Genomic DNA, 16,509 nt, shown 5'->3' with positions numbered 1-16,509 from the left:
CTCTCAGGCCCGGGACGGCTTGGGCTCGGCGGCCGGGCGCCCGGCGGTCCGCAGCTCCAGGGGCTTCATCAGCCCGCGGGCGCCGTGGACGAGGTCGGGCCGGACGGCGAGCACGCTGGACACGGTCACGGCGGTGATCAGCGCCTCGCCGATCCCGATGAGCACATGGACGCCGATCATCGCGGTGGCGACCTTGCCGAGGGAGACGTCCGCCGTCCCGCCGGCCGCGTAGATCAGCGTGAAGGCGACGGCGGCGGCGGGCACCGAGACGACCGCGGCGGCGAACAACGCGACCGACACGGACGTGCGCGTCTTGGGCAGCACCCACAGCAGGACCCGGAACAGCCCGTACCCGACGGCGACCGTGACGAGCGCCATCGTCGTGATGTTGACGCCCAGCGCGGTCAGGCCCCCGTCCGCGAACAGGAGGGCCTGCATCAGCAGGACGACCGACACGCACAAGATGCCCGTGTAGGGCCCGACGAGGATCGCGGCGAGCGTCCCGCCGAGCAGGTGGCCGCTCGTCCCGGACGCGACCGGGAAGTTGAGCATCTGCGCCGCGAACACGAACGCCGCGGTCAGCCCGGCGAGGGGCGCGGTCCGGTCGTCCAGCTCCCGTCGCGCCCCGCGCAGAGCCACCCCGACGCCGGCCACCGCGACCGCGCCGGCCGCGACCGACACCGGCGCGTCGATGAATCCGTCCGGTACGTGCACGTCCCTCACCGTCCTACCTCTTCGTGACTGCAGGACCAGTTTGGGGCGTACTGCTAGTAGTTGCAACTAAGTCGCAACTACCTGACCGGTGCGATACCTGTTCCCTGCCCGTCCCCTGACTCCGCTCAGTCGAAGATGGGGTCCCGCGTGCGCGTGCGCTTCAGCTCGAAGAACCCGTCGGTGGAAGCGACGGCCAGCACGCCGTCGAACAGCTTGACGGCGGCCTCGCCGCGCGGGATCGGGGTGACGACCGGGCCGAAGAAGGCGTGCCCCTCGACCTCGATGACCGGGGTGCCGACCTCCTGGCCGACGCGGTCGATGCCGTCCTTGTGGGAGGCGCGCAGGGCCTCGTCGTAGTCGGTGGAGTCGGCGGCGTCCGCGAGCGCCGGGTCGAGACCGGCCGCCGTCAGGGCCGCCGCGATCAGGTCGCCGTCGAACTTCCGCTTCTCGTTGTGACGCCGGGTGCCGAGCTCGGTGTAGAGCCGTCCGAGCACCTCCGGGCCGTACTTCTGCTCGGCGGCGATGCACACGCGGACCGGGCCCCACGCATCGGCCAGCATCTTCCGGTAGGAGTCCGGGATGTCCTTGTCCTCGTTGAGGACGGCCAGGCTCATCACGTGCCAGCGAACCTCGATCGGACGCTGCTTCTCCACTTCCAGGATCCAGCGGGAGGTGATCCACGCCCAGGGGCACAGGGGGTCGAACCAGAAGTCCACAGGGGTGGGGGCGTTCTCGGCCAATGTCGCCTCCTACAGCGAACGGGGTACCTCATCAGGCGACAACCGGGGCGCCCCCCTTCCGATTCCCGGTCGCCGGCACCATGCCGGGCACCGTGGCGGAGCGACCGGATCGGCGTCCGGTTGGTAGACATGGGGGCGGCAAGCGATTGAACCGACCAAGGAGTTCATGTGGCAGGCAACCTCACGCGCGACGAGGCGCGGGAACGGGCCCGGCTGCTCAGCGTCGAGTCGTACACGGTCGACCTGGACCTCACCACGAGTGCGGAGCGGTTCGGGTCCACGACCGTGGTCCGGTTCGGGAGTGCCGAGCCCGGCGCGTCCACGTTCATTGATCTGCACGGCGCCGTCGTGCGGGAGGTGACGCTGAACGGCAAGGCCCTGGACCCGGCGTCCTACGACGCCGAGAAGGGCCGGATCCCGCTGCCGGAACTGGCCGCGGACAACGAGCTCCGGGTCGTGGCCGACTGCGAGTACTCGCGGTCGGGCGAGGGCCTGCACCGGTTCGTCGATCCCGTGGACGAGAGCGTCTACCTGTACTCGCAGTTCGAGACGGCCGACGCGCACCGCATGTACACGTGCTTCGACCAGCCCGACCTGAAGGCCACCTTCGAGCTGGCGGTGAAGGCGCCGGAGGACTGGGAGGTGATCACGAACGAGGCTCCGGAGACCGCCGAGGGCGGGCGGTGGCACTTCCTGCCGACGCCGCAGGTCTCCACCTACATCACCGCGCTCGTCGCCGGGCCGTACCACGTCGTCCGGGACGAGTACCGCCGCGAGGACGGCACCGTGATCCCACTCGGCGTGTACTGCCGGGCGTCGCTGGCCGAGCACCTCGACGCCCCCGCGATCGTGGACGTGACGCGCCAGGGGTTCGCCTACTTCGAGAAGGTGTTCGGCCGTCCGTACCCCTTCGGCAAGTACGACCAGCTGTTCGTCCCCGAGTTCAACGCGGGGGCGATGGAGAACGCGGGCTGCGTGACGTTCCTGGAGGACTACGTCTTCCGGTCCCGGGTCACCGACGCGGCCTACGAGCGGCGCGCCGAGACGATCCTGCACGAGATGGCGCACATGTGGTTCGGCGACCTGGTCACCATGCGCTGGTGGGACGACCTGTGGCTGAACGAGTCGTTCGCCACCTACATGAGCGTCCTGTGCATGGCCGAGGCCACCAAGTGGAAGGGCGCGTGGACGACGTTCGCGAACCTGGAGAAGGCGTGGGCGTACCGGCAGGACCAGCTGCCGTCCACCCACCCGATCTCGGCGGACATCCCCGACATCCGCGCCGTGGAGGTGAACTTCGACGGGATCACCTACGCCAAGGGCGCGTCCGTCCTGAAGCAGCTCGTGGCCTATGTCGGCCTCGACAACTTCCTGGAGGGCGTCCGGCGCTACTTCGACCGGCACGCGTGGGGCAACACCGTCCTCACCGACCTGCTGGGCGCGCTGGAGGAGACGTCCGGCCGCGACCTGGCGTCGTGGTCGAAGGAGTGGCTGGAGACCGCCGGCGTCAACACGATGCGTCCCGAGTACGAGGTGGACGCCGACGGCGACTTCACGTCCTTCGCCGTTCTGCAGGAGGCGAAGGCCGACTACCCGACGGTGCGTTCGCACCGGCTCGCGATCGGGCTCTATGACAAGACTGCCGAGGGCATCGTCCGGCGCGAGCGGGTCGAACTCGACGTCGTCGGCGCCCGCACGGAGGTGCCGCAGCTCGTCGGCGAGAAGCGTCCCGACCTCGTGCTCGTCAACGACGACGACCTCACGTACGCGAAGATCAGGCTGGACGAGCACTCACTGCGGACGCTCATCGGGGTTCCGGGGGGTACAGGGGGGGCGGCCCCCCTGAATGAACAGGCGGGCATCGGCGACGTGAAGGAGAGCCTGCCGCGCGCCCTGTGCTGGTCGGCGGCGTGGGACATGACCCGCGACGCCGAGATGGCGACCCGCGACTACGTCCGGCTCGTCGCGAAGGGCATCCGCGGCGTCACCGACATCTCGGTCACGCAGACGCTGCTGCGGCAGGCGCGCACGGCCGTCCAGCAGTACGCGGACCCGGCCTGGCGCACCGAGGGCCTGGCCCTGCTCGCCGACACCCTCTGGGACCTCGCCCGCGAGGCCGAGCCCGGCTCCGACCTCCAGCTCGCCTACACGCAGGCGTTCACCGCGTCCGCCGCCACGGACGAGCACCTGGCGTTCGTCCGGGACCTGCTGGAGGGCTCGCAGGTCCTCGACGGCCTCACGGTCGACACCGACCTGCGCTGGGCGCTGCTGCGTCGCCTCGTCGTCACCGGCAAGGCGGGCGAGCCCGAGATCGACGCCGAGCTCGACCGGGACAGGACCGCCGCCGGGGAGCGGCACGCCGCCGCCTGCAAGGCCGCGGTCCCGACCGCCGAGGCGAAGGCCGCCGCGTGGGAGCGGATCGTGGCCGGCGACCTGCCGAACGCCGTCTACCGGGCGACGCTCGGCGGCTTCGTCGAGCCCGACCAGGCCGACCTGCTGGTCCCCTACGTGGACCGGTACTTCGCCGAGGTCGGCCGGGTGTGGAAGGAGTGGTCCAGCGACATGTCCCAGACGTTCGCCGAGGTCGCCTACCCCTTCCTGGTGATCGAGCGGTCGACGATCGACCGCACGGAGTCCTACATCGCCGACGAGCGGCCGCCCGCGGCGCTCACCCGGCTGCTGTCGGAGGGGCGCGACGGCGTGGCCCGCGCCCTGCGCGCCCGCGCGAAGGACGCCGCGTCCGCCTGACCCGGTGTTCGGCCGACCCCTGTTCCCGTCCCCCGTGACCGTGCGAAAGTTGCAAGGTCACGGGGGACGACGGTCACGGGGAGGCGGCGTGGAGACGGCTGAGGACGTTCTGGCGGCTCTGGCGCGGCGCTACGCGTTCGGCGACCTGGAGGCGCTGATCACGCAGGGCACCCTGGCCGCGGACGGCCGCTCCACCGCCGTCGCGGCGCTCTGCGCGTTCGGGCAGCGCGTCCTCGACCTGGACGCCGAGGACTTCGGCATGCCCGAGGAGGCCGGCGAGGTGCCGCCGGACCTGCTCGACCGGGCCCGCGCGAGCCGCATGCCGCAGGCGCCGCGGGAGCGGCCGCGCGGCGCACTCGCCAGCCTCCGTCCCGCCTACCGCCTCCTGCTGGAGGTCATCGCGATCCGCTGGCGGCGCCGCGACATGGCCGCGCTCGTCGCCGCCGTCCACATCGCCAGCGAGTACCTGCCGATGCTGGCGTGGGAGCCGGTGCTCGGCCACGCGGGCGACCCGGCGCTGATCGGCGCGGCGGTGAGCGGGGAGGGCAGCCGCTTCGGCGTCCCGATCGAGCCCGGGACGCCGCGCATGTGCGACCACACCCGGCCGGAGCGCTCCGCCTGCGAGCGCACCCTGCGGGTCGCCAGGGAGCCGGGGCCCGGCTGGCGCGCGTATCTCGACCGGCAGCACAGCCAGGTCTCCTCCGCCCTCGGCGACTGCGCCGCCCGGTGCCGCACGCCCTGCACGGTCGTGACGCGCCTGGACGACCTCGTCCGCGCCGACCTCACCGGCCGCTGCAAGCTCGCCGCCGACTTCGCCGACAGCCCGCTGGTGAAGCTGCGGCACGCCGCCCCGGTCGGCCACGGCTTCGGCGTCCCGTCCCCGGAGGAGGTCCAGGCGGCGTGGAGCCGCGCCCGCACGTCCCTGTCCCGCCACCCCCTGGGCAAGACGGTGCTGGCAGGCGACGACGACTCCTACCCGCTCCCGGGGCTGCCCGCGCTGTTCTCGGCGATCGCCGCGGCCGAGCTGCACCCCGACACGCTGCTCCACGACGTCACCAAGCGCATCATGTCGACGCTGTCCTGAAGAGCCGCAGCGCCTTTCCCGTCCGGAGGTCGTCGAGGAGGACGGGCTCGCCGTCCCGATCGGCCAGGGGGACCCGCCAGTTGGGGTACTCGTCGGTGGTGCCGGGCTGGTTCTGGGTCCGCCGTTCGCCGACGGCGTCGGCCAGGGAGACGCCGATGAGGCGGGCCGGGGTGCGGGTCAGGAAGTCGTGCAGGGCCGTGACGATCTCCTCGTCGTAGGCGGCGGAGCCGTCCTCCAGGGCCCGCATGACGTCGGCGGGCGCGCTGCGGAGCAGGTCCTGCGCGTGCAGGACGGCCAGCCAGTCGCCGAGCTGGCGGCGGTGGTCGTCCTCCTCCTCGGCCCGGGAGCGGGTGAGCAGGCCGAGGCGGTCGCGGAGCGCGATGTGGTCGCCGTGCGCGAAGCCGGTGATCGGCGGCATGTCGTGGGTTCCGACGGTCGCCAGGGACAGCTCCCGCCACTGGCCGGGAGGCTTGGGGCGTCCGCCGGCGTCGCGCTCGAACCAGAGCAGGGACGTGCCGAGGACGCCGCGGTCGGCGAGTTCCTCCCGCAGCTCGGGCTCGACGGTGCCGAGGTCCTCCCCGACGACGACGGCGCCGAAGCGCTCGGCCTCCCACGCCAGGCAGCCGAGCAGGGCCTCGCGGTCGTAGCGGACGTAGGTCCCCTCGGCCGGCGACGCGCCCTCGGGCACCCACCACAGCCGCGACACCTGCATGGCGTGGTCGAGGCGTATCCCGCCGGCGTGCCGGAGCGCTGCCGCGGCCATCTCGCGGAACGGCCGGTACGCGCCGGTGGCCAGCGCCCCGGGCCGCCACGGCTGCTGGCCCCAGTCCTGGCCGCGCTGGTTGAACTCGTCCGGGGGCGCGCCGACGCTGATCCCGGGCGCGCACAGGCTGCCGTACATCCAGGTGTCGGCGCTGCCGTGCGGAACCCCGACCGCCAGGTCGTGGACGATCCCGACCGCCATCCCGGCGTCCCGGGCGGCCCGCTGCGCGTCCGCGAGCTGCCCGTCCAGCCGCCACTGGAGCCATTCGTGGAAGGCGGCGCGGCGGTCGTACTCGCGGGCCTCCAGGACACCGCGGTCGCGGGCGTCGCGCAGGCGGGACGGCCAGCGCCGCCAGTCCGTGGTGCCCTGCTCCTCGCTGATGGCGCACCACGTCGAGAAGTCGCCGAGGGCTCCCTGTTCACGCCGGCGGAACTCCTCGAACGCCGGGTCGCCCTCCCGCCGGACGCGGTACATCGCCTCGAAGGCCTCCAGCTTGGCCGCCCACACCGCGTCCCGGTCCAGCAGGCCCTCCTGGGCGCGCAGCTTGGCCGCGAGGGCCCCGAACCGCTCCCGGTCCTCGGCGGGCAGCCGCGCGTACTCCGGCATGTCCTCGATCCGCAGGTAGATCGGCGAGGGGAAGCGGCGGCTCATCGGCGAGTACGGGGACGGCCCGACCGGCGGGACGGGTTCCGTCGCGTGCAGCGGGTTGACCAGCACGAAACCCGCGCCGAGCTCCCGGCCGCTCCACGTCGCGAGGTCCACCAGGTCGCGCAGGTCGCCGAGCCCCCAGGACGCGCTGGACCGGACCGAGTACAGCTGCGCCGTGAACCCCCACGCCCGGGGCGGGGGGCGCAGCGAGTCCGGGGCGACCAGCAGCGTCGTGTACAGCCAGGTCGACCCGCGCCGGACGCGGAGGTGGTGCCAGCCCGGCGGGACGTCCCCGCTGCCAGGCAGCGGCTCGAACGGCCGCTCGGCCGGAGAGCCGCCGGCGTGCGGCGGCGCGAGCACCTCGTCCGCGCCGGCCCTGATCTCGGCCTCGGCGTCCTCGCCCGGCTCCAGATGCCGCCGGAGCGCCGCGCGGATCCGGCCGGCCGTCTCCCCCGCCGCCCGGTGGACGAGGAGGTTCGGCGGCAGCCCGCGCGCCCGCTCCCGGTGCCGGTCCAGCTCGGCCCGGACGGCGGCGGGCGTGGAGGCGTCCACCCCGAGCGCCGCGAGGACGGCGACGAGCGTGTCCGGCGCGACCGCCGTGTCGCGCCCGCGCCAGTCCTCGTACCGGGTCGCGACCCCGTGCCGGCCGGCCAGCCTGATCAGTTCGTCGTCGCCCACGCCTGCACCATGCCCGGTGCGGGCGGGCTCACGCCGTCCAGATCGCGGGCTTGCGGTCGGTCCACGGGCGGGCCTCCTCCAGCTGGGCGGACAGCGAGATCAGCGTGCCCTCCCCGCCGAGCCGCCCGGCGAGCATGATCCCGATGGGCAGGCCCTGCTCGTTCCAGTGCAGCGGGACGTTCACCGCCGGCTGCCCCGAGATGTTGTACATCGCGCAGAACGGCGTGAAGTGCGTCTGGCGCCGGAAGTTCTCCGCGGGCTCCAGGTCGTGGAAGTACCCGATCGGGACGGGCGGCATGGCCAGCGTCGGATGCAGGATCGCGTCGAACTCGTCCATCACCGGGAACGCGGCGCGCAGCGCGCCCTGCAGCGCGGCGTGCGCCTGGAAAAGCTTCGGCGCCGGCGTCTTGTCGCCGTACGCGCGCAGGTGGCGGGTCAGCGGCTGGAGCAGGTGCTCGCTCTCCTCCGGGACGGGCGTCATCGTCGCCATCACGCCCCACAGCGTCGCGAAGTGGGGCACGAGGTCCGAGCCGAGCACCTGCGGCAGGTCGACGATCTCGTGGCCCAGCTCCTCCAGGAGCGCGGACGCGTCCTCGTAGGCGGCGACGCAGTCCGGGTGCACCTCGACGTCCGGCACCGGCGGCCGGAGGCTCCGCGCGATGCGCAGCCGGCCGGGCGGCCGGTCGGCGTGGGACAGGAACGGCGCGTCCGGCTCCGGCGCCCGGAACAGGTCGCCGGGCATGTGGCCCGACATCACGTCCAGCATGAGGGCGGCGTCGCGGACGGTCCGGGTGATCGGCCCGTTCGTGGACAGCCCGAACAGGTCCGGGATGACCGGCCCCTGCGAGATCCGGCCGCGGGTCGGCTTGATCCCGAAGAGCCCGCAGGCGCTGCTGGGGATCCGGATCGAGCCGCCGCCGTCGCTGCCCTGCGCGACCGGCGCCAGCCCGGACGCGACCGCCGCCGCGGCGCCGCCGCTGGAGCCGCCCGCCGACCGGGAGGTGTCCCACGGCGTCCGGGCCGGGGGCGACACGTCCCCCTCGGTGTAGCAGGGCAGCCCGAACTCCGGCGTCGTGGTCTTGCCGAGCAGGACCGTCCCCGCGTCCGCCAGCTTGGCCACCACGTTGTCGTCCGCGAAGCCCGTCAGGTCGGCGTAGACGGCCGAGCCGAACGTGATCCGGACGCCGTTCACCATGTTGAGGTCCTTGATCGGGACCGGGACGCCGTGCAGCGGCGGCAGGTCCGCGGGGTCCGCGGCGTCCGTCACCGCCTTCTCAGCGCGGCGCGCCTCCTCGCGGGCGCGTTCGGCGGTGACCGTCACGTAGGCGCCGACCTGCTCGTTGAGCCGTTCGATGCGGGCCAGATAGTGGTCGGCGAGCTCGACCGGAGATACTTCCCTCGTGCGTACGGCGGTCGCCATCCGGGTGGCGCTGAGGTCATGGGTTTGTGTCACAAACCGGAACGCTAGACGCCGTGTGCGCGGGCATCAAAGAGGGCAGACAGGACAACATCGGTGAAGGGAGATGAATACCGGTCTACCCGTCCGTGCCGTAAGTGAATCACCGTCCCGGGGCGACAAAACTATGAACCCCCCATGACTAGGCGACGACCCGATCGATGATTACTCTGCGCACGGAGGATCATGCCCCCGATGGGAGAGGAATACGGAGCGTCACTCATGGCGATCGTGGAGCGGGGCAACATGCAGGGACAAGCCAGAGGACGGCCCCAGGCCGACACCGAGGAGACACGCTCGGAGGAGAGGCGTGAGCACCATCAGCAGGCTCCGGTGAAGGAGCGACCCGAGGAGGACACCGCCGCGACGCTGCTGGACGACCCCCGGACGCGCCGGTGGATGTGGCGGATCGGCGTGGCCGTCGTCGCCGGCCTCGCGGTCCTGCTCGTGTTCGGCTGGCGGCTCGGCGTCACCGTCGCGGTCCTCGTGGTCATCGGCGACGTCGTCCGGCAGTCCCGCAAGAGCTCCTCCGTCACCGCCTGGCAGAAGTCCTCGGCGGCCGAACGGCGCACCGAGCGGCAACTGAAGTCGCTGCAGCGCAACGGCTACCTCGTGCTGCACGCGCGGGCCGTCCCCCGGGACGACGAGGGCGTCAGCGACGGGCGGATCGACCACCTGGTGATCGGGCCGAGCGGCGTCTACGCCATCGACTCGGAGAAGTGGGACAAGCGCCTCCCCGTGCGCACCATGTCCCACCTCAAGCTCTTCCACGGCCCCTTCAACAAGAAGGACCGCCTGGACGAGGCACGCTGGGAGGCCCAGCAGGCCAGCAGCATCCTCGGCGAGCGGGTCGGGTTCGACGTGCCCGTCCAGCCGTCCGTGGCGATCTACGGCCCGTCCATCCCGTGGAAGGTCATGCGGGTCCGCGAGGTGGACGTCTACGCCGGCAACCGGGCGCGCTCGTACCTGCGCCGCCGTCCGAAGATCCTCACCGACGGCGACGTCCGGCGGATCTTCCAGGCGGCCGAGCAGGCCCTGCCGCCGAAGTACCCCGAGTAGGTCAGGGGGCGGCCTGCTTCCCCGGGCCGCCCACCGCACGGCCCGGCCGCGAGCCGGGCGCCCGAGGACGGGCAGGCCGGGACACCGTCGTCCCGGCTTTTTTCACGCCCTCCGCCGGTTGGTAGCATCGGGGACGGGCCGGCCCGCGCGCGACCTCCGCCGAGCCGGCGGCAGCGCCGCGATCCGCCGCTGCGAGCACACGCTTCCCCAGGCGACCCGTACCGCCACGCCGAACCATGCGCGGCCCGTCGTCCGGCACGTCACAGGTTGGAGAGGTCACAATGCCACCGCTCAGGTCACGCACGGTCACCCATGGCAGGAACATGGCGGGCGCCCGCGCGCTCATGCGGGCCAGCGGCGTCGAACGCGAGGACTTCGGCAAGCCGATCGTCGCGGTGGCCAACAGCTTCACCCAGTTCGTGCCCGGCCACGTCCACCTGGACGAGGTCGGCAAGGTCGTCGCCGGCGCGGTCCGCGAGGCGGGCGGGGTGCCCCGCGAGTTCAACACCATCGCCGTGGACGACGGCATCGCGATGGGCCACGACGGCATGCTGTACTCGCTGCCGTCCCGCGAGGTCATCGCCGACGCGATCGAGTACATGGTCAACGCGCACTGCGCCGACGCCCTGGTCTGCGTCTCCAACTGCGACAAGATCACGCCGGGGATGCTGCTGGCCGCGCTGCGGCTGAACATCCCGACCGTGTTCGTCTCCGGCGGCCCGATGGAGGCCGGCAAGCCCGTCCAGGGCGTCATGGGCGGCAACAAGCTCGACCTGATCGACCCGATCATCGCCTCCGCCGACGCGTCCACGTCCGAGGACACGCTGCTGGAGATGGAGGAGAGCGCCTGCCCGACCTGCGGGTCCTGCTCCGGCATGTTCACCGCCAACTCGATGAACTGCCTCACCGAGGCGATCGGGCTGGCGCTGCCCGGCAACGGCACCGTCCTCGCCACCCACACCGCCCGCCGCGGCCTCTACGAGGACGCCGGACGCGCCGTCGTGGACGTCGCCCGCCGCTACTACGACAACGACGACGAGTCCGTCCTGCCGCTGAGCATCGCCACCCGCGACGCGTTCGAGAACGCCATGGTCCTCGACGTCGCGATGGGCGGCTCGACCAACACGATCCTGCACCTGCTCGCCGCCGCGACCGAGGCCGGCGTCGACTTCGGGCTCACCGACATCGACGCCGTGTCACGCCGCGTCCCGTGCATCTGCAAGCTGGCCCCGGCCACCGGCACGTACCACGTCGAGGACTGCCACCGCGCCGGCGGCATCCCCGCCCTGCTCGGCGAGCTGAACCGGGCCGGGCTGCTGAACCGCTCCGCCCACTCGATCCACTCGGCGTCGCTGGACGAGTTCGTCGCCAAGTGGGACGTCCGCTCCCCCGACGTCCTGCCGGAGGCCGTGGAGCTGTTCCACGCCGCGCCCGGCGGCGTCCGCAGCACCTCCGCCTTCTCGCAGAGCGCCCGCTGGGAGTCGCTCGACCTCGACCGCGAGAACGGCTGCATCCGCTCCGCCGAGCACGCCTACACCGCCGACGGCGGCCTGGCCGTCCTGCGCGGCAACATCGCGCCCGACGGCGCGATCGTCAAGACCGCCGGCGTGGAGGAGGAGCTCTGGACCTTCACCGGCCCCGCCGTCGTCTTCGAGTCGCAGGAGCAGGCCGTCGAGGGCATCCTCGGCGGCGAGGTCAAGGCCGGCGACGTGGTGGTGATCCGCTACGAGGGCCCGAAGGGCGGCCCCGGCATGCAGGAGATGCTGTACCCGACGAGCTTCCTCAAGGGCCGCGGGCTCGGCAAGGCGTGCGCCCTCGTCACCGACGGGCGGTTCTCCGGCGGCACGTCCGGGCTGTCCATCGGGCACGCCTCCCCCGAGGCCGCGGGCGGCGGCGTCATCGCCCTCGTCGAGGACGGCGACCGCGTCGTGATCGACATCCCGAACCGGGTGCTGGAGCTGGACGTCCCGTCCAACGAGCTGGAGATCCGGCGGGAGAAGCTCCTCGCCGACCTCGGCGGCTACCGGCCGCGCGACCGGCACCGCCCGGTCAGCGCCGCCCTGCGCGCCTACGCCGCGATGGCGACGTCCGCGTCCACGGGCGCCGCCCGCGACGTGTCGCAGCTCGAGCGCCTCTGAGCATTACCCATCGGGTAATCGCCCGCATTCCCCTCGGGCGACAGAGTGGTGGGTGCCGGACAGGCCGGCACTCACCACCGAAGGAGATCCCGATGACCGCCTACGCTCTCGCCCACCTGCGCCCCCAGCCGCCGCTGCACGACGACGTCTTCACCTACATCGAGCGCATTCAGGCCACCATGGACCCGTTCGGCGGCCGCTTCCTCGTCCACAACACGCCCGCCGAGGTCATCGAGGGCCCGCTGGACGGCGGCTACGTGCTGATCGAGTTCCCCGACATGGACAGCGCCCGCGCCTGGTACGAGTCGGACGCCTACCAGGCGATCCTGCCGATGCGCACCGACCACGTCCCGGGCACGGCCGTCCTCCTCCAGGGCGTCCCGGAGGACTACGACGCCGCGGCCACCGGCCGAGCGATGCGCGCCGCCCAGAACGGCTAGGAGGAGCAGCACCCCCCGCCGCAGCAGCCCCCACCGGACGGCGGCGACGCGCCGGGCCGGGCCGCCCCGGTGACGGCGACCGTCGAGAGCAGTTTCACCGTGTCGTCATGCCCGTCCGGACAGGGCGCCGGATCGGAAGCATTGATCATCGGCCGGGAGACCTCAAAGGTCGACCCGCACGCACGGCAGCGATAGTCATAACGAGGCACGCTCCCAGAATAACCTCAGCCACCATCACGGGCAGGCGAGTGGAGCGAGCGGAACGCGCATGCCCGTAGTGACGGGGGTTTCAGGGGTCGCCCCCCCTGGGCCAACACAGCCCCGGGGAGTTCACGCCGCTGGTTCGGTCACGTACGCCGCCCATTGGGGGTCGCCGTCGTGGACCAGGCCGATGAGGCGCCAGTGGGCGCCTCGGGGGACGGCGGGGGTGACGCTGAGGCTCCAGCCGAGTTCGGACAGGAGCCGGTCGGCCTTGCTGTGGTTGCAGGTCATGCAGGAGGCGACGCAGTTCTCCCAGACGTGCTTGCCTCCGCGGCTGCGCGGGTGGACGTGGTCGATCGTCTCGGCGCGGCGGCCGCAGTAGACGCAGCGGAAGTTGTCGCGGCGCATCAGCGCGGCGCGGGTGAGGGGCACGCGGGTGCGGAACGGGATCCGGACGTAGCGGCGGAGGCGGATGACGGAGGGGACCTCGACCGTCATGGTGGCGGAGTGGAGCACGGCGCCGGAGGTGTCGTGATGGACGATCTCCGCCTTCTCGCGAAGCACGAGGCAGACGGCCCGCCTGAGCGGGAGCGTGGTCAGTGGTTCGTACGTCGCGTTCAGGAGGAGGACCTGTCTCATCAGACGCCCTCCACCGGGCACTGCTGGTCTGTCGCCTCGGTGGGCGCGTCTGGGCGCGCCTCCCACCGAGGCCCGATTATCGTCTCCGGCACCTGCTCACTCGCCATGAGGACCTCCCCAGGGGCGACCCGACCACATCAGTGTGGCGTCTGAGGGAGCCCGTTCGCTACCCCATTCATTTCCCGCCGGCGGCCGGCTCGAACGCGCGCCCTGGTGGGAGCGCCCGCAACGGGCGGTCCGGGCGGCCAATAAGGTGCATTCATGACGCCGTATCCGCCCGCGCAGCGCCAGGACATCGTCGAGGACATCCACGGTCACCGGGTCGCGGACCCGTACCGCTGGCTGGAGGACGCCGGCAGCGACGAGACCAGGCAGTGGCTCGCCGCGCAGGACAGGCTGTTCCACAAGGTCGTTGACGCGTTGCCGGGGCGGGAGCGGCTGCGGGCGCGGCTCGGGGAGCTGCTCGGCGCGGGGAGCGTCGGGTCCCCGGTGTGGCGGGGCGAGCGGCGGTTCTTCACCCGCCGCGGCGCCGACCAGGAGCATCCGGTGCTCTACACGGTCGATCCGGACGGGTCCGAGCGGGTCCTGGTGGACCCGATCGCCCTCGATCCCGCCGGGACGACGACGCTGGACGGGTGGCAGCCCGACAAGGAGGGCCGCCTGCTGGCCTACAAGATCTCGACCGGCGGGGACGAGGAGTCGCTGCTGTACGTGATGGACGTCGCGACCGGCGCGCGGGTGGAGGGGCCGATCGACCGGGCCCGGTACTCGTCGGTCGCGTGGCTGCCGGGCGGCGAGGCGTACTACTACACGCGGCGGCTGCCCGCGCGGGACGTCCCGACGGGCGAGGAGCAGTACCACCGGCGCGTGTACCTGCACCGCGTCGGCACCGAGCCCGACACCGGCGACGTGCTGATCTTCGGTGCGGGGCGCGACAAGACCAACTACTACGGGGTCGGCGTGAGCCGCGACGGGCGCTGGCTCACGATCTCGGCGTCGCAGGGCACGGCGCCGCGCAACGACCTGTGGATAGCGGACCTGTCGGCGTCCTCGCCCGAGGCGCCCGCGCTGCGGACGGTGCAGGAGGGTGTCGACGCCGAGACCAGCGTGCACGTGGGGCGCGACGGCCGCGCGTACGTCTTCACCGACCGCGACGCGCCCCGCTCCCGGCTGTGCGTCGCCGACCCGTCCGACCTGTCCTACGGGACGTGGCGGGACCTCGTGCCGCAGGATTCCGAGGCCGTCCTCAGCGATTTCGCGATCCTCGACGGCCTCGACTCCCCGGTGCTGCTGGCCGGCTGGACGCGCCACGCGGTCAGCGAGATCACCGTGCACGACCTGGAGTCGGGCGAACGCGTCGGGACCGTCCCGGCACCGGGGCTCGGCTCGATCGGCGGGATCATCGAGCGTCCCGAGGGCGGGCACGAGGCGTGGTTCGGCTACACCGACAACGTGACGCCGTCGTCGGTCATGCGGTACGACGCCCGCACCGGGGAGACGACCCTGTGGGCGTCCGCGCCGGGGACGGTCGACGTTCCGGACATCGAGACGCGCCAGGTCGTCTACACCTCGCGGGACGGGACGCAGGTGCGGATGCTGGTCGCGTCCCGCCCGGGGCTGTCCGGCCCCCGGCCCGCGATCCTCTACGGATACGGCGGCTTCAACATCTCGCTCACGCCGTCCTACTCGGCGAGCGTCCTCGCGTGGGTCGAGGCCGGCGGCGTGTACGCGGTCGCGAACCTGCGCGGCGGGTCCGAGGAGGGTGAGGAGTGGCACCGCGCGGGCATGCGGGAGCGCAAGCAGAACGTGTTCGACGATTTCCACGCCGCCGCCGAGAAGCTGATCGCGGACGGCCTGACGACGCCGTCCCGGCTGGCGATCTCCGGTGGGTCCAACGGCGGGCTCCTGGTCGGCGCCGCCCTCACCCAGCGTCCCGACCTGTACCGTGCCGTCGTCTGCTCGGCGCCGCTGCTGGACATGGTGCGGTACGAGCGGTTCGGCCTGGGCGAGACGTGGAACGACGAGTACGGGACGGCCGACGACCCCGAGGAGTTCGGCTGGCTCATCGGCTACTCGCCGTACCACCACGTCCACGCCGGGACCGCCTACCCGGCCGTCCTGTTCACGACCTTCGGCAGCGACACCCGCGTGGATCCGCTGCACGCCCGCAAGCTCTGCGCGGCGCTGCAGCACGCGACCGCGTCGGACGCTCCGATCCTGCTGCGGGACGAGGCGGAGGTGGGGCATTCCGCCCGGTCGGTGAGCCGGTCGGTGGATCTGATGACCGACACGCTCACGTTCATGGCCGCGCAGACCGGGCTCTCCCTGGACCCCGGCGAGCACGACGAGTTGACGGATGGTCTAATAACGGGATGAGCGAGACGATGGTGCGCGGCACCATGGAACGCGTGCTCGGCCTGCTCCGCGAACCACCGGAGACCCCGGACGAGTCCGCCGGGTACCTCGACCTGCTCGGCCCGTCCGCCAAGGCGCCGCCGTCCCTCGCCCAGGCGGTCATGGAGTCGAGGTTCCTGCCCCGCATCTACGAGAAGGTGTGGCGGCCCGTCGGTTTCAACCTGGCGAAGGGCTGGCCGCTCGGCCCCGACACCGCCGAAGAGCACGCGATGGCCCGCGACTGGCTCGGCCTCGCGCACCCCGGCTACGCGGCCCGCCCGCCCGCGACCGTGCTGGACGTCGCCTGCGGCCCCGGCAACGTCACCCGCGCGCTCGCCGCGGGCATCGGCCCGGACGGCCTGGTCGTAGGGCTCGACGCGTCCGAGACCATGCTGGCCCGCGCCGTCGCCGACACCGGCCCCGGCGGCGAGGTCCGCTACGTGCGCGGCGACGCGGCCGGCCTCCCCTTCCGCGACGGCGTGTTCGACGCCGTCTGCTGCTTCGGCGCCCTCTACCTGTTCGACGACCCGTGGGCGGCCGTCGACGGGATGGCCCGCGTCCTCAAACCCGGCGGGCGCCTCGTCATCCTCACGTCCCGGCGCCCCTCCCGGCTCCCCGCCAACCGCGTGGGCGGCGAACTCCTCCGCCACGCCACCGGACTCACCGTCTTCGGTGACGAGGAAGTCACCGGAGCGCTCACCGACCGGGGATTCACCGAAATCCGCCGACGCCGCTACCCTCTGATGCAGATGGTCGGAGGACGGCGTCCACCCCCCAGCCCCTAGGACGCGGCCGAGGTTCGCGCTA

The 16,509-nt window shown here is 72.6% G+C and carries 13 protein-coding genes; 7 read left to right on the top strand and 6 right to left on the bottom strand.

Features of this window, described 5'->3' with window-relative positions; genetic code table 11:
• Positions 1 to 3: 3 nt before the first annotated feature.
• On the bottom strand, positions 4 to 723 hold the full coding sequence (locus BM339_RS26835; protein ID WP_256255469.1) for an energy-coupling factor ABC transporter permease: 720 nt from the start codon (positions 721 to 723) through the stop codon (positions 4 to 6).
• A 116-nt stretch (positions 724 to 839) separates the two neighbouring features.
• Positions 840 to 1,454 (bottom strand): mycothiol-dependent nitroreductase Rv2466c family protein, encoded by a 615-nt coding sequence (locus tag BM339_RS26830; RefSeq protein WP_024935816.1) that lies wholly within the window; start codon positions 1,452 to 1,454, stop codon positions 840 to 842.
• A 168-nt stretch (positions 1,455 to 1,622) separates the two neighbouring features.
• On the opposite strand from BM339_RS26830, the gene pepN reads away from it, so the two are divergent.
• Both pepN and BM339_RS26820 read left to right on the top strand, forming a co-directional pair.
• Positions 1,623 to 4,202 (top strand): aminopeptidase N, encoded by a 2,580-nt coding sequence (gene pepN / locus BM339_RS26825; RefSeq protein ID WP_075022619.1) that lies wholly within the window; start codon positions 1,623 to 1,625, stop codon positions 4,200 to 4,202.
• Between the two features lie 88 nt (positions 4,203 to 4,290).
• Positions 4,291 to 5,286: a hypothetical protein gene (locus BM339_RS26820; protein ID WP_021593067.1), complete on the top strand. Its 996-nt coding sequence runs from the start codon at positions 4,291 to 4,293 to the stop codon at positions 5,284 to 5,286.
• On the opposite strand, the gene malQ is transcribed toward BM339_RS26820, so the two are convergent.
• On the bottom strand, positions 5,267 to 7,375 hold the full coding sequence (gene malQ, locus BM339_RS26815; RefSeq protein WP_075022618.1) for a 4-alpha-glucanotransferase: 2,109 nt from the start codon (positions 7,373 to 7,375) through the stop codon (positions 5,267 to 5,269). The two genes, BM339_RS26820 and malQ, sit on opposite strands and share 20 nt — an antisense overlap.
• Positions 7,376 to 7,403: 28 nt before the next feature.
• Positions 7,404 to 8,828, bottom strand: a complete 1,425-nt coding sequence (locus BM339_RS26810) for an amidase (RefSeq protein ID WP_024935817.1) — start codon at positions 8,826 to 8,828, stop codon at positions 7,404 to 7,406.
• Positions 8,829 to 9,053: 225 nt separating this feature from the next.
• On the opposite strand from BM339_RS26810, the gene BM339_RS26805 reads away from it, so the two are divergent.
• From BM339_RS26805 to BM339_RS26795, 3 genes are all read left to right on the top strand, one after another.
• The gene (locus BM339_RS26805; RefSeq protein WP_075022617.1) at positions 9,054 to 9,890 is read left to right on the top strand and encodes a nuclease-related domain-containing protein; all 837 of its coding nucleotides are present in this window, start codon (positions 9,054 to 9,056) and stop codon (positions 9,888 to 9,890) included.
• A gap of 281 nt (positions 9,891 to 10,171) precedes the next feature.
• Positions 10,172 to 12,028, top strand: coding sequence for a dihydroxy-acid dehydratase (gene ilvD, locus BM339_RS26800; RefSeq protein ID WP_075022616.1), 1,857 nt, complete (start codon positions 10,172 to 10,174; stop codon positions 12,026 to 12,028).
• A 92-nt stretch (positions 12,029 to 12,120) separates the two neighbouring features.
• A complete protein-coding gene (locus tag BM339_RS26795; protein WP_075022615.1) occupies positions 12,121 to 12,468 on the top strand; it encodes a DUF1330 domain-containing protein in 348 nt (115 codons plus the stop codon).
• On the opposite strand, the gene BM339_RS26790 is transcribed toward BM339_RS26795, so the two are convergent.
• Positions 12,465 to 12,677, bottom strand: a complete 213-nt coding sequence (locus BM339_RS26790) for an FmdB family zinc ribbon protein (protein ID WP_075022614.1) — start codon at positions 12,675 to 12,677, stop codon at positions 12,465 to 12,467. The two genes, BM339_RS26795 and BM339_RS26790, sit on opposite strands and share 4 nt — an antisense overlap.
• Before the next feature lie 121 nt (positions 12,678 to 12,798).
• A complete protein-coding gene (locus BM339_RS26785; RefSeq protein WP_075022613.1) occupies positions 12,799 to 13,308 on the bottom strand; it encodes an HNH endonuclease in 510 nt (169 codons plus the stop codon).
• 261 nt (positions 13,309 to 13,569) lie between these two features.
• Between BM339_RS26785 and BM339_RS26780 the strand changes: the two genes are divergently transcribed.
• Positions 13,570 to 15,684 (top strand): prolyl oligopeptidase family serine peptidase, encoded by a 2,115-nt coding sequence (locus BM339_RS26780; RefSeq protein WP_075022612.1) that lies wholly within the window; start codon positions 13,570 to 13,572, stop codon positions 15,682 to 15,684.
• The gene (locus tag BM339_RS26775) at positions 15,681 to 16,487 is read left to right on the top strand and encodes a methyltransferase domain-containing protein (protein WP_083597963.1); all 807 of its coding nucleotides are present in this window, start codon (positions 15,681 to 15,683) and stop codon (positions 16,485 to 16,487) included. The genes BM339_RS26780 and BM339_RS26775 overlap by 4 nt, the downstream gene beginning before the upstream one ends.
• Positions 16,488 to 16,509: the final 22 nt, after the last annotated feature.

This window comes from Actinomadura madurae (genome assembly GCF_900115095.1).
Lineage (GTDB): Bacteria > Actinomycetota > Actinomycetes > Streptosporangiales > Streptosporangiaceae > Spirillospora > Spirillospora madurae.
Note: the sequence above shows the minus strand (reverse complement) of the source record. Positions and strands in the feature narration are given on the sequence as shown.

Coding starts and splice junctions, on each gene's coding strand:
- BM339_RS26805 (WP_075022617.1), top strand. CDS start 9,054: ATGGCGATCGTGGAGCGGGGCAACATGCAGGGACAAGCCAGAGGACGG.
- ilvD (WP_075022616.1), top strand. CDS start 10,172: ATGCCACCGCTCAGGTCACGCACGGTCACCCATGGCAGGAACATGGCG.
- BM339_RS26795 (WP_075022615.1), top strand. CDS start 12,121: ATGACCGCCTACGCTCTCGCCCACCTGCGCCCCCAGCCGCCGCTGCAC.
- BM339_RS26785 (WP_075022613.1), bottom strand. CDS start 13,308: ATGAGACAGGTCCTCCTCCTGAACGCGACGTACGAACCACTGACCACG.
- BM339_RS26780 (WP_075022612.1), top strand. CDS start 13,570: ATGACGCCGTATCCGCCCGCGCAGCGCCAGGACATCGTCGAGGACATC.
- BM339_RS26775 (WP_083597963.1), top strand. CDS start 15,681: ATGAGCGAGACGATGGTGCGCGGCACCATGGAACGCGTGCTCGGCCTG.